13 protein-coding genes are annotated in these 12,190 nt (G+C 36.8%); 3 read left to right on the top strand and 10 right to left on the bottom strand.

The annotated features are described in order from the left end of the window. Window positions 1-3: 3 nt before the first annotated feature. The 3 genes from ACQKMI_RS04510 to ACQKMI_RS04520 all read right to left on the bottom strand — a co-directional run bounded on the left by ACQKMI_RS04510 (window position 4) and on the right by ACQKMI_RS04520 (window position 3,617). The gene (locus ACQKMI_RS04510) at window positions 4-1,452 is read right to left on the bottom strand and encodes a diguanylate cyclase (RefSeq protein WP_427487499.1); all 1,449 of its coding nucleotides are present in this window, start codon (window positions 1,450-1,452) and stop codon (window positions 4-6) included. A 457-nt stretch (window positions 1,453-1,909) separates the two neighbouring features. Next, entirely contained in the window at window positions 1,910-3,118 is a 1,209-nt protein-coding gene (locus ACQKMI_RS04515; protein ID WP_427487500.1) for a hypothetical protein, read from the bottom strand. Then, window positions 3,111-3,617 (bottom strand): sigma-70 family RNA polymerase sigma factor, encoded by a 507-nt coding sequence (locus ACQKMI_RS04520; protein ID WP_427487501.1) that lies wholly within the window; start codon window positions 3,615-3,617, stop codon window positions 3,111-3,113. The genes ACQKMI_RS04515 and ACQKMI_RS04520 overlap by 8 nt, the downstream gene beginning before the upstream one ends. 257 nt (window positions 3,618-3,874) lie before the next feature. Here ACQKMI_RS04520 and ACQKMI_RS04525 point away from each other — a divergent pair, with 257 nt between their 5' ends. The 3 genes from ACQKMI_RS04525 (at window position 3,875) to ACQKMI_RS04535 (ending at window position 5,057) form a co-directional block, all read left to right on the top strand. Further along, window positions 3,875-4,315: a MerR family transcriptional regulator gene (locus tag ACQKMI_RS04525; RefSeq protein ID WP_427413288.1), complete on the top strand. Its 441-nt coding sequence runs from the start codon at window positions 3,875-3,877 to the stop codon at window positions 4,313-4,315. Next, window positions 4,302-4,655 (top strand): DUF4260 domain-containing protein, encoded by a 354-nt coding sequence (locus tag ACQKMI_RS04530; protein ID WP_427487502.1) that lies wholly within the window; start codon window positions 4,302-4,304, stop codon window positions 4,653-4,655. The genes ACQKMI_RS04525 and ACQKMI_RS04530 overlap by 14 nt, the downstream gene beginning before the upstream one ends. A gap of 72 nt (window positions 4,656-4,727) precedes the next feature. Next, window positions 4,728-5,057 (top strand): YrdB family protein, encoded by a 330-nt coding sequence (locus ACQKMI_RS04535; protein ID WP_427487503.1) that lies wholly within the window; start codon window positions 4,728-4,730, stop codon window positions 5,055-5,057. A 109-nt stretch (window positions 5,058-5,166) separates the two neighbouring features. Here ACQKMI_RS04535 and ACQKMI_RS04540 read toward each other — a convergent pair whose 3' ends face one another. From ACQKMI_RS04540 to ACQKMI_RS04570, 7 genes are all read right to left on the bottom strand, one after another. Beyond that, a complete protein-coding gene (locus ACQKMI_RS04540) occupies window positions 5,167-6,114 on the bottom strand; it encodes an MBL fold metallo-hydrolase (RefSeq protein ID WP_427487504.1) in 948 nt (315 codons plus the stop codon). Window positions 6,115-6,353: 239 nt separating this feature from the next. Further along, window positions 6,354-6,575 carry a hypothetical protein gene (locus tag ACQKMI_RS04545; RefSeq protein WP_427487505.1) on the bottom strand — a complete coding sequence of 74 codons (222 nt, stop codon included), beginning with the start codon at window positions 6,573-6,575 and terminating at the stop codon, window positions 6,354-6,356. Between the two features lie 11 nt (window positions 6,576-6,586). Continuing rightward, window positions 6,587-7,654 carry a LolA family protein gene (locus ACQKMI_RS04550; protein ID WP_427487506.1) on the bottom strand — a complete coding sequence of 356 codons (1,068 nt, stop codon included), beginning with the start codon at window positions 7,652-7,654 and terminating at the stop codon, window positions 6,587-6,589. A 2-nt stretch (window positions 7,655-7,656) separates the two neighbouring features. Beyond that, window positions 7,657-9,102 carry a HAMP domain-containing sensor histidine kinase gene (locus ACQKMI_RS04555; protein ID WP_427487507.1) on the bottom strand — a complete coding sequence of 482 codons (1,446 nt, stop codon included), beginning with the start codon at window positions 9,100-9,102 and terminating at the stop codon, window positions 7,657-7,659. Continuing rightward, window positions 9,099-9,797, bottom strand: a complete 699-nt coding sequence (locus ACQKMI_RS04560; protein WP_427487508.1) for a response regulator transcription factor — start codon at window positions 9,795-9,797, stop codon at window positions 9,099-9,101. Before ACQKMI_RS04560 ends, ACQKMI_RS04555 begins: the two co-directional genes overlap by 4 nt. Before the next feature lie 340 nt (window positions 9,798-10,137). After that, on the bottom strand, window positions 10,138-11,154 hold the full coding sequence (locus ACQKMI_RS04565; protein WP_427487509.1) for an inorganic phosphate transporter: 1,017 nt from the start codon (window positions 11,152-11,154) through the stop codon (window positions 10,138-10,140). A gap of 15 nt (window positions 11,155-11,169) precedes the next feature. Then, window positions 11,170-11,790 (bottom strand): DUF47 domain-containing protein, encoded by a 621-nt coding sequence (locus ACQKMI_RS04570; protein ID WP_427487510.1) that lies wholly within the window; start codon window positions 11,788-11,790, stop codon window positions 11,170-11,172. Between the last annotated feature and the right edge of the window lie 400 nt (window positions 11,791-12,190).

Here is a 12,190-nt window from a genome sequence, read left to right on the forward strand (position 1 = left end):
TGTTTAGTTACGATTCCCAACACCGCTATATTGATTAAAAACAGTAATTTGGTTACGACCATTGCGCTTTGACGTATATAGTGCTGTGTCTGCATTATGGATAAGCTCCTCGACAGTGGCAATCTGGCCTTGTTTATTCGTACTTACGCCAATACTAAATTCCAACTGAACGGTCTCACCATTGATTGTTAAGGACAGGGAGTTTAATGTTTGATAGAGATTTTCGGTTATCGTTTGAATGGATGCACCCTCCTGTAATTGACAAAGAATAATAAACTCATCTCCGCCAAAACGAGAAACGATTGACTCAAATGATTGAAAATAATCCTTTAATGTAGTTGCAGTAATCGTTAAAGCATCATCACCAAATAAATGGCCATTTGTATCATTTATTTCTTTAAAATGATCTAAATCAATCATCATTAATGCTAATTGCTGATTTTCTACTGAAGCTTTCTCCAGCATTTTTTCTGCATTCTCATCAAAATAACGTCGATTATAAATATTCGTTAATGGATCAATGTAAGAAGTTTTTTCAAGTTGTTTCTTCTGGTCATCGTACTCCATCTCAAATAATACATGTGTATAATTTTCCCTTTGTATTTCTAGTAAAATGTTAATATATTCCTTTTGTATCGAGCACAATATTAGTTTATTCCCTTGCTCTTCTATTAACTTTACCAAAGAATTGTAGATCGTTTGAAGCATAGATAAATCATTATTTTGTAAGGCATAATGCTTTGACTTTTGGTACAAATCGATGGCCTCGCCAATGCGTCCCTGTTTTTCACAAAGCAATGCATAGGCATTCATAACCTCCAATTGTAACTTGGAATAAGGTGGTTTCTGAATCATCACCAGCAATTCCTGCAATAATTCATTCGCTTCATCAAATTCCTCCAACCAAATTTGTGCGACAGCTAAGTTTATTTTTGAATACATAATCCCTGTATACGGATTTTCATGTTTGGTCTCAAAAAAGTTAGCATAGTATAAGCTCTTTAATGCAAAATCCTTCGCTCTTTGATAGTTTCCAAAAGAGTTTTCTAAGTCGCTTAAATTATTATAAATTTTCCCTATACTTTCTATATGTTGAACACGTTCAGCAATTTTTAGAGCCTTGAACATAAACTCTTCAGATTTCTTTAAATGGCCAAATGTTCCCCAGTAGACGGCCGCTAAATTATAATGATGGATTAAATCGGTATCATCGCCATATTGAAAGGTTAATTCACGATATTGCTCAAGCACACTGATGGAAACTTGCAAATCACCTGTTTGAAAATAGCTTGCACATCGATATCGTAATAACCGGATTGCCTTTTTATACATACCAAGCGCAATTGCACTTTCAATTGCGGCACTACTTAATTCTATATATTCTATAAAGCGATTCGCATCATACAATTCATTTAGCGTAATCCATAATTCTTCAAACTCCTGTGTGTTCATACCGCCCCTCCTTAAAGTAACCCTATTTCTTTAATACTATCTTTATGTGCATAATATTACAATTCCTCAGACTCATTTATTTTCAAAATAATGAGTAAAATTAACCTTGATACAACAATCAATGATTCATTTCTCCTAAAAAGATGAAAGCCCCTCTGTAAAAATGACTCTTTTATTTAAGAAAGTACAAAAACTATTATTTCTCGACAAATAAAAACAGCCTCTTCTCGAAAGAGACTTGAAGAATGTTGGAATGAGTATAGGTTAATGCGGATCATCACAATAATGTGGGGTTGATTTAAGTTACGGCGTATTCTTGGGGCGCTCAGCGGCTACTCCAATCAACATATATATTAAAATACTTACATGAAAAGCCTCACCATGAAGACTTTACAGTTTCGCCGTTCTCTCAGAAAATGCTAAATGGTGAGGTCTGCCTATTTTATTATCATACCGCTTAATGTAAAGACTCTTCAATACCTAATAGCTTCTTTAACTCTTCCGACCTTTCTTGACTAAGATGTACCGTACCGTAACCCACTTTATACAAATAAAGTGATTGACCATAACTACCCCAGACATTTACACGAACTCCCTCTAGCATAAATGAATAATCTGGGGGGCTTCCTATATCTTCAATAGGCTGCCACTCTGTTTGTCGAAAGAATTGCAGGACTTCCTGTTCATTTTGAATGTTGAGCTTCGTCGTAACGGTTGGTTCAACAATTTCCACATGGTTTAATACGCCGTAGTGTGTGACACTTCCATTTTCATCAATGGACTCACTCCTATTTGATTCTATAGTGACATAATCTCCTTGCTTTACTGGGAAATCATCTAAAACCGGGTACCAAGTTGCTTTTGGGTACTTATTTATGATTTGCTCTTGCGAAAGTTTTTCTAAGTCCTCTGGAATAGCCCCATCAACAAATAGAAAGGCATTGGATTCTACTTTTATGACTGTTCCCACATACGTAATTCCATGTGAATTACTTGAATAATTCTTGATTTCATTTTGCTCCTGAAACGTTTTTACCTGCTCTGCAAAATGTTGATCAAAATAGCGGATAGCATCTTGAGCGGCTATTTCTTGTACTATACCGTTTGGGAGAGTCGGGTATTTCCCTAGGTAAAAGGAATCAAGCTTTTTTTTAGCTGTATACATCGGTAACAACGGCTCCACATACATTTTAAAGTAGTTCTCGATTCCCTTCTTTTTAAAAAGCTCAGCATATTCCGGTGATTGTTGTAACATAACAAGCTCGTCATAATGCTCCTTCCTTACAGCCTTTAGCTCTGCTTCAGAATATTGGAGACTAAGTGATTTCGCATAATAATAAGTGGCAACTACCTTCTTGTAACGTTCTATTGCCTCTTTTGTATAAAATTCCCCGTCTTGTTTGCCCCAATTGATGCGCACTATATTTTCAAAATGGGTAAGTTGTGTATCGTTAAACATATTTGCAGATTGTTTCGTTTCCTTATTCAGTAGCTGTACCATGACAAATCCAACGAAGCAAACCGTCACAATTGCCGTTAAAAGCGCGAAACGAATGGGCCTTTTAGGTTTGACATCTCGCTGCTGTAAGACACGATTTTTGACACGCTCTTTACTCTCTACCATATCCCCTGCCACTTTCACCAACTCTTTTTGCCATTCATTCATGTCCAAGCACCTCCCATTCCTCCTGCTTTAGTTGAGACTTTAAAGCTTCTCTTGCCCTTTTTAACCTTGTCTTAACGGTGTTTTCTACAATTCCTAGAACCTGTGCTATTTCGGCAATCTTCATCTCTTCATAATAGTAAAGAATGATTGGCTCTCTATATGTTAGCGGAAGTTTTAAAATAGCTGCCCCAATATGCGATCTTTCCTCCGCTTCAATCAGTGTATCGCGCTGTATATTAGCCTTCTCAGGGAATATTTTTTCTTGTAAAATTAATTTTTTATAATGCCAGCTTTTTAAATAATCCTTGCTTTTATTAATCGTTAATCTAGATAAATAAGCACGTAGCTGTCCACGTTCCTCATAATCATGCTGAGAAAATTTTATAAAAACCTCCTGCACGATATCCTCTGCCGCGTGTCTATTTTTCACATAAAAATAGGCGAGACGCAATAAATGCTCTGCATGTTCATCCATCATTTTTTCAAATATGCCGTCCACCTCCCCCTCTTACACTATAAACGACTGCCAATATATGACCGTTTCACTTAGTTATCAATTATGCCTCAGCATAATTGCGTCCGGAATAGGCTTTGTGCTTGCACAAAGCACTCCTTTCCGATTCCGTGACATCCGCCGGAGGCTTTAACTTCTTTCAGTGGGTGTCCAAACACCCGCTGAAAGAAGTTAAAGATTTTAATTATCGTATTGACCTTGGAGCATACTCCAATGTTAGGATAAGTTCAGGAGGTGCTCACATGCATATAAAACAGTTTGCAGCTAAGTATAATTTATCTACTGATACTGTACGTTACTATGAAAAAGAAGGATTACTACATCCAAATAAACAGGACAATGGCTATCGCGTGTATGATGTCACTTGTGAACATACAATAAAATTCATTTTAGTATTAAGACAGGTTGGCTTTACATTACAAGAAATCAAACAGCTCCTTACACTAGAGCAAAAGCCGATTTCAGATTCCTGCAATCAAGAAACCGTACAGCTATTCTCAGCAAAGATCGCCCATATTGAGCAGCAGTTATTTTTTTATCAGCAAGCACTACAATCCTTACAGCTCACTCAAACATTATTGGCTGAAGGAAAATATGCTGAAAATAAGTTAGTCATCGGCTCACTTATCGAGGATATGTATAATAAATTACAAGAAGGAAGTGTTCATCATGAAACTACGTAAAATTATCTCATTGGAATATTTAATAGCATTTTTAGTAACTGTATTTTTCTACCAACATTTTGAATTTTCGTTCCTATATTTTGTACTACTTTTATTACTACCTGATATAACGATGTTAGGCTACATAGTAAACACTAAAGTTGGCGCGTTATTTTACAATATTGGCCATAGTTTAGTCCTGCCAGCCATTCTCTTGATTTTAGGCTTTGTCACTGTATCATCACCGCTACTAATGGCCTCTATAATTTGGCTAGCTCATATATTTTTAGATCGTGCACTAGGCTATGGTTTAAAATATGATGAAGCCTTTACAAACACTCATTTACAACAAATAGCTTAAGTTAGAAATTACGACTCTATCAGTAAGCAGCATTTGAGATCATTTCAAAAACCGACTTTTCGGAGGGATCATATGGTGTTGAATTTAGTTCTTCGCTTCCTATTAGAAATTTGCGTGTTGATGGCTTTTGGATATTGGGGTATACAAACTGGGAAAGGCATGTTCTTCAAGCTTTTACTTGGAATTGGAGCACCCGCTTTGTTTGTAGTTCTTTGGAGTATGTTTGGTTCGCCCAAAGCAACATTTCCATTGAGTGGGATATGGCATTTTATGTTTGAATTCGTAATATTCTCTCTAGCAGTCATAGCTCTGTATGCTATAGGAAAAACACAATTAGCTACTATATTTGCCATACTAATCATTATTAATCAGATATTATTGTCCGTATTTCATCAACGCTAAAAAATCCACATTTAATTTCTATCAGCGGATGTCACGAAATCGGCTATGTGCAGCACAATGCCGATTTCGGACGCAATTATGCCGAGGCATAATTGATTAACGTGGATTTTTAGCTTTTTTGAAGGTATGTGTATATCGTTGTAAGGTTCGCTTTAATACCGTTTACTCCCTTCCACTCCCTATACTTTTTAGGTAAATCAAATTCAGAAATAAAATCTTCCAGTGACAACTTTCTTTGAAGGGCCTCTTTTGCGCGTTGAATCATGAAAGATAAATAATCAATTAACGTATCGCATAAAGTCAAATCTGCAACATTACCATGACCAGGAACAATTATATTTATATCGATTTGTTTAACTCGCTTTAATATGGTCAAAAATTCTTCAGGATTATAGATCGGTACGTGTAAATCTTCTGTCGCTAAATCCCCCATAAAAGCTATTTTTTCTTTAGGTAAGTACATCAATGTATCACTCGGTGAATGTCCCCCGCCTAAACAGTAAAATTCCACAGTTCTATCGGAACCAGTGATGGTCAATCTTTCTTCAAACAACATGGATGGTAACACAATCTGTAATCGAGATAAATCATCCAATACCTTCGACATTTCTTGATATTGGTTGATTAAACTCGCTTTTATAACGGTGTCCTCTGTTGAATCGATTTGATTTTTTAGCTGAAGCAGGTAATGTTTCATGTCCTGCTCTTCCTTCTCGTAGTCTTCAATTTTATTCTTTTCTTTGCACAATCTCTCCGTTACATATGTAGAAATAATTGTTGTATCTGAAAATATTTGATTCCCAAAAACGTGATCCCCGTGATAGTGACTGTTAATCACATACTTTACTTTCTTACCCGTTAAACTTTCTGCTTGGCGTCTTAACTCTTCCCCTGCTGAAGGCGTACTTAGCGAATCAAAAACAAGAAGTTCGTCACCTAAATCAATGATTCCCGCATTACCCCAAGCACCTTGACCTGGTTTAGCAATGACAGCATATACGCCATCACATAAGGTATGCAAAGTAAAATAGTTTGTTTCTACAATCACTTGTTCCATTTCAGTCCCCCTAGAAGTTTTTACATATTATAGCATTTGTACTTGTAGATAAATCAAGACAAAAAAAGAAAATCCACTCTTTTTCATTGTGGATTTTCCTCATAATCAATTATGCCTCGGCATAATTGCGTCCGGAATCGGCTTTGTACTTAGGCCTGCAGATGTCTTTTGTGCGAAAGCGCAGTGCTTAGACTGAGTTCCTCTATTTCAGCGGGTGTTTGGACACCCGCTGTAAGAAGTTAAATGAGTCGTTTAATCTTCATTTCATATAGCGCAACAATTAGTAAGCCACCAAGTATAGGGGTTAACGAGCTAAAACTGAAATAAAAACCTTCATCACTGTATTTTCCCAAGAAATGAAATTGCAGCCACTGAACGCCATATGTTTCACCTACACCATATAAAAAAACTGTGCTAAATAAAAACAATGCGAAACATTTTATAAATTCATTTCTTTTCATTACAATACACCTCATTTAACGATGGTCATTTGTTTTGCATAGGCTACAAGGTCTTCGACTGTTCGCTCAGGGTTATTATTCATAATGCTATATCGATAGCCATTTTCCTGCCAATCAATATAACGGAATTTTTTCTCATCCATAAAAGTTCCTTTTTGACCTCGGATGTCCCTTTCTTTTATACCTGGGAAAGTCTCATCCTTAGTATCATTACTAATAGCTTTTGAAACTGTAACAAAAATTTCTTGCTGACCATTCTTTAAATAAGTAAAGGTATACACCGAACGCTCTTCTTGCACACTCTCCAATGAAATATCATCCAAAGTTAGTCCATTTTCTTCAGGTACCATTAAAAATTCGCCAAGCTGTTCTTTCACTGTATCCAGTGTTACTGACTCAGGTTCAGGTACAGTAATTTCTTCTACTTTTGCATCCTTTGGAGCATCAATTGTAAATTGTGCATCGTCGATTTTGGCGTTTTCATCCATCTTCGTATACTCTGATGTCATTTTATTTCCAGCACTATTCGTTACTGTTTTTAACGTTACCCATGTTTTTTTATCAACCCATACTTCCATATCACCTAATAAAGTATCCTCTTTTTTGGCTTTCGCTACGATTTTATACGTATCTCTTCCAGCAATCTTCTCCTCCCCTGCAATTTTCACATCATGTGTATCCTTTACTAAATTAAATAGTGATTCTGCCTGATCTCTAGGCGAAGGGAATGCACCTAAACTTTCTTTGCCAATATCCATTTTATGAACAGTGTTTTTTACAACATCATACATAATAATCTGTGAACCATTGTTGACTGTGATGATATGCTCACCATTGTCAGCTGTTATCTCAATACGTCGTTTATCATCTTTAATCCACTCTTTGACTTGAGCCTTTCCACCAACATCATCCATATCCATCTTGTATTCAGCATAATAAGTAAGTGGTTCTTTCATTTCCTGCAATGCTTGATCGATAATTTCTTGTGGTGAATATGATCCCTCCGTGTTACAACCTACTAAGCCAAACGTTAGTGCGGCAACTAAACCTGCTGCACGTAATGATTTTTTCCAATTCATGATTAATTCTCTCCTTTAATTGATGGCAACCAGCCAAGTACAGCTGTTCCATAGCCCTCTTTCGATACAAGTTCTACTGTCCCACCATGTTTTTCTATTATTTGTTTTGCTATATTTAATCCTAGTCCAGTGCCGCGCTCCCCAGCCTTTGTTCGTGCTGAATCCGCTTGGTACATGGGCTCAAATAACTTCTCAATATCTTCTTTATTAATACCCTGACCGCAATTTTGCACAATAATATACATACCTTCTTGTTTTGTCAGTGCAAGCTTTACAAAATCAAAGCACCACGTAGGACACTTCCTAGTATTTAAGGCTGCTAAACCTATCGTTGTACCTACTGCTCCATAGCGCCAAGCATTACTCATTAAATTATCGATCACCCTTTGAAGCTGCTTCGGATGCACTGCATACATACCCTCTATGTCACAAGTAACTTCAAGCATAAACCCTTGATCCTTGCATAACTGCTCATAATCAGACAGCGCCATTTCAAAAAACTCCGCCCCATCTACTTCTATAAGTTCTAAATGATAGCTTGTAGATTGCAGTAAAGTGTACATTAGTAAATCCTCTAACATATGCTTCATCGTTTCAGATTTTGTTAAAATAATCTGTCGATATTCGTCTTGCTGTTCTTTCGACAAAGCCTTGCCTTGTAAAGACTCGGCATATGCTTGTATAGCTGTAAGAGGTGTTTTCAAATCATGGGAAATACTTGCAATCATTAACTCCTTTTGCTGTTGTTCCGTTTTTAAGTGCGCACGTGCAGTTTCAATTTCGTCCTGCATGGCAAGAAAAGTTTGAGCAAGTTCCCCAATTTCATCTTTTCTTGCTACTAAATTTGATTCCACATGCTCCCCTTTTGCAAAAGCACGCATTTGCCGCATCAGTTCATGTAACGGTCGATTTAATTTACGGTTAAGCAGCATCATAACTGCAAAATAAATAAAGAGAAATAACAATATAGAGCTAGCTATTACAAGCCATGAACGACTTTCTACCCCTTTTATCCAATCCGTCCTAACTAATTGAATCTCATAAACCCCAAGCAATTCTCCATCTTGATAAACAGGTTCTTTATAAGTAAAGGCATTGTAATTTTGCTTTAGCTCATATAAACCTTTAAAAATACTATCTTTAGTATCAAACCCCGATTTCAATGGATTTGAGGAATACAAAATCAAGCCTGATTTCAAGTAAAGTGTAATTGCAAGACGATCATTCGTTAGTGCTTCAACATCTTTTATATCCGCATTTTTTGTATAATACATAGGATTTTCGAGAACAGATTTTACTTGATTGAGCTCTGTTAATTTTTCGAAATACTCAGCAACGTTTTTATCTTGATAATAGGCATTAATCCACACATAAAGGCTATAAGCACCTGTTATCGGTAAAACCATCACGATGAAAAAAGTGATGAGTAACCATGTTTTAATCTTCATAATAGTTCACCGATAAAGCGGTAACCTTTGCCCCATACTGTTTGTATATAATACGGGGTTTTAACTGGATCTTTTAGTTTTTCTCGTAGTGCCTTTATATGTACTGTGACTGTATGTGTTTCATCTACGCTTGCCTGTTGCCAAATATGCTGATATAGCTCTTCTTTTGAAAAGGTTTGACTTGGATTTTTCGCAAGTAGTTTTAACAGGGCGAATTCCTTCTGTGTTAAGGCTAGCTCTTTATCATCAAGCCGCACTGTTTCCTTTTGCCAATCAATTTTTAAGCCGTGTACAAAGGATGTTACATCTTCTGTGATTTCTTTTTTCGTAAAACGTTTCCAGCGACGTAAGTGTGAGGCGACACGCGCCTTTAACTCCTCTAAGCTAAACGGTTTCGCAATATAATCATCAGCGCCTTGCAAGCCCTCAACCTTATCAGCCTCTTCATTACGCGCACTCATCATTAAAATAGGTACATCACTTTCCCAACGAATATTTTGGCAAACAGTTAGACCATCCATCTCAGGTAACATCCAATCGACTAACACTAAATCGAAAGAATCTGCTTGAAAATCAGCTAGCCCTTCAAGTCCTGTTGTTGCCCAAGTAATTTGGTAACCCTCTTGCTCAAGCGTTTCTTTCACAATACGTCCAATCGCCGTATCATCCTCAATCAGTAATAGCTTTTCTTTCATCTGTTTTCCTCCTGCATTAACCTTACTATGTAAAAAGACTTTTTTTCTGAACTTTATACTTTCTTTATAATTACCATAGATCTGGCATTTCGTCACTTCTCTTTTATATCCGCCGTTTGGTGTGAGCAATCCATCGCTTGCATTTGTTTTCGTCGATCTGGGCTGGCTTTCCGTCACCTGCATTTCTTTCCGTCGTTCTGAGAGGAATATCCGTCTCTTCGCCTTCTCTTTCCGTCGGTCTGGGCTGGCTTTCCGTCACTTGCCTTATCAATCCATCAATCCTATCCAATTAATCAAATAAAAAAAGGAATGCACGCAATTTGTGCATTCCCTCATTATGTTAGAACAATAAACTTAAGATAAAATAAATAGCTGCAGCCATGACTGCGGAAATTGGCATTGTGATTACCCATGTTGTCACAATTTTTCGCGCCATGCCCCATTTAACACCTCTTACTCGATGTGCTGTACCTACACCCATAATAGATGAAGAAATAACATGTGTAGTAGATACTGGTAAGTGAATTAATGTCGCACCGAAAATGATGGATGCAGAAGCAAGGTCAGCTGCAACTCCGTTTACTGGACGAATTTTCATAATCTTACCGCCGACTGTTTTGATGATTTTATAACCACCTACAGAAGTACCAAGACCCATCGCACATGCTGCTGCAAAACGTACCCAGAAAGGAATATCGTCTGTGTGATGCAGGCCTCCTGCAATTAACGCTAGCGTAATAATCCCCATCGCCTTTTGCGCATCGTTTGTACCGTGAGTAAATGATTGTAAAGCTGCTGTACCTATTTGCATTGTCCGGAAGCCTTTATTCGTTCGATATAAATTCATATCCTTAAATAGTACTTTAAATAATGACATCATTAAGAAACCAGCTGCAAACGCAAGTAATGGTGAGAAAATAAGCGCTTGAAGGATTTTTATAAAGCCACTGTAGTTCAATACATTAAAGCCGGCTGCCGCGATTGCAGCACCTGCCACAGAACCGATCAATGTATGCGATGAACTAGATGGAATTCCAAAGTACCAAGTTACTAAATTCCATGTAATCGCTGATAATAATGCCGCTAAAATAACGACAGAACCTGTAGTATCTCCAGTAAAAGCATTTAAGCTGAACGGGTCAACAATATCCTTTGTTAATGCTTTTGCTACCCCAACGAATGTTATAGCTCCGATGAAGTTCATAATTGCAGCCATATAGATTGCTGTACGTGGCTTCAATGCCCTTGTTGATACAGAAGTTGCGATCGCGTTGGCTGTATCATGGAAGCCGTTAATAAAATCGAACACAAGCGCGAATATAACGACTAATATTGTTATCAGTAATATCGTATCCATTTCGTACTCTCCATCTTACGCGTTACGCATAATTATTGTTTCAATTGTATTTGCTACAGTTTGACAGTAGTCTGCAATGTCTTCAAATTGTTCGTATATACTCTTGAAGATCATGATGCGCATCGGATCTTTTTCTTGAATAAATAATTGCTTCATTGAAGAGCGGAAAATTTCATCACATTCACGCTCATAGTCCTTAATTTGAATAGCATGTTTACGCATTTCAACAAGCTTTCTACTATTTAATAGCTCCATGGCTAGGACCATTTCGTCTGTACTTTTCGCAATATATGTTAAGAATTGACGCATCGGGTCTGTAACTTCTGTTAAATTATACATGTCAAAATGAGCAATACAGCCTTCCATTCCATCAATGACATCATCCAATTTATTAGCAAGTGCTAAAATATCCTCACGCTCGATCGGTGTCATAAATGATTTATTTAGCATGACGATAAGCTCGTGAATCAATTTATCTCCACTTGTTTCATATCGCTTCATTGTGTCTGCGATTTCTTTTAGTGAATCTATATTTTCAATACGTGCGTTATGAGCGTAATAAATACCTTCTTTAACGTTTTTGGAAATGTTTAACAATGCCTTAAAAAATGGATCTTGCTTGTTTGAGTTGAACATTGTGTTCCTCCTGTTGAATGAATATTGTCGATTTCTGCAATCATCATAACAAAACTTTCACATATTTCTACAGATTTTTAAACAAAAACGAGTTGAATTTACAAAAATGTAATATATAATTTGCCACAATTATTTCTAGGTACTTTTCCAAGTTGAAAACGTTGGAAACTCGATAACAAAAATTATCGATTTTTCTTTAAATATACCCAATTTTTCTTTTATTTTTATAAAAATACTTGAAAAACTTTTTTTCTTTCTATTTTTTTCATCTTTATAAATGTTAAGGAATTGTAAACGATATTTACAATCAATTATGCCTCGGCATAATTGCGTCTGGAATCGGCTTTGTGCTTGCACAAAGCACTCCTTACCGATTCCGTGACATCCGCCGGAGGCTTTG

Origin of the sequence: Lysinibacillus sp. NPDC097214, from assembly GCF_050277945.1 — a bacterium.
Lineage (GTDB): Bacteria > Bacillota > Bacilli > Bacillales_A > Planococcaceae > Lysinibacillus > Lysinibacillus xylanilyticus_B.

Bases quoted from the DNA above. Each gene is read 5' to 3' on its own strand.
- ACQKMI_RS04555 (WP_427487507.1), bottom strand. From the start codon at position 9,102: ATGAAGATTAAAACATGGTTACTCATCACTTTTTTCATCGTGATGGTT.
- ACQKMI_RS04525 (WP_427413288.1), top strand. From the start codon at position 3,875: ATGCATATAAAACAGTTTGCAGCTAAGTATAATTTATCTACTGATACT.
- ACQKMI_RS04510 (WP_427487499.1), bottom strand. From the start codon at position 1,452: ATGAACACACAGGAGTTTGAAGAATTATGGATTACGCTAAATGAATTG.
- ACQKMI_RS04565 (WP_427487509.1), bottom strand. From the start codon at position 11,154: ATGGATACGATATTACTGATAACAATATTAGTCGTTATATTCGCGCTT.
- ACQKMI_RS04535 (WP_427487503.1), top strand. From the start codon at position 4,728: ATGGTGTTGAATTTAGTTCTTCGCTTCCTATTAGAAATTTGCGTGTTG.
- ACQKMI_RS04560 (WP_427487508.1), bottom strand. From the start codon at position 9,797: ATGAAAGAAAAGCTATTACTGATTGAGGATGATACGGCGATTGGACGT.
- ACQKMI_RS04515 (WP_427487500.1), bottom strand. From the start codon at position 3,118: ATGAATGAATGGCAAAAAGAGTTGGTGAAAGTGGCAGGGGATATGGTA.
- ACQKMI_RS04530 (WP_427487502.1), top strand. From the start codon at position 4,302: ATGAAACTACGTAAAATTATCTCATTGGAATATTTAATAGCATTTTTA.
- ACQKMI_RS04540 (WP_427487504.1), bottom strand. From the start codon at position 6,114: ATGGAACAAGTGATTGTAGAAACAAACTATTTTACTTTGCATACCTTA.
- ACQKMI_RS04550 (WP_427487506.1), bottom strand. From the start codon at position 7,654: ATGAATTGGAAAAAATCATTACGTGCAGCAGGTTTAGTTGCCGCACTA.
- ACQKMI_RS04570 (WP_427487510.1), bottom strand. From the start codon at position 11,790: ATGTTCAACTCAAACAAGCAAGATCCATTTTTTAAGGCATTGTTAAAC.
- ACQKMI_RS04545 (WP_427487505.1), bottom strand. From the start codon at position 6,575: ATGAAAAGAAATGAATTTATAAAATGTTTCGCATTGTTTTTATTTAGC.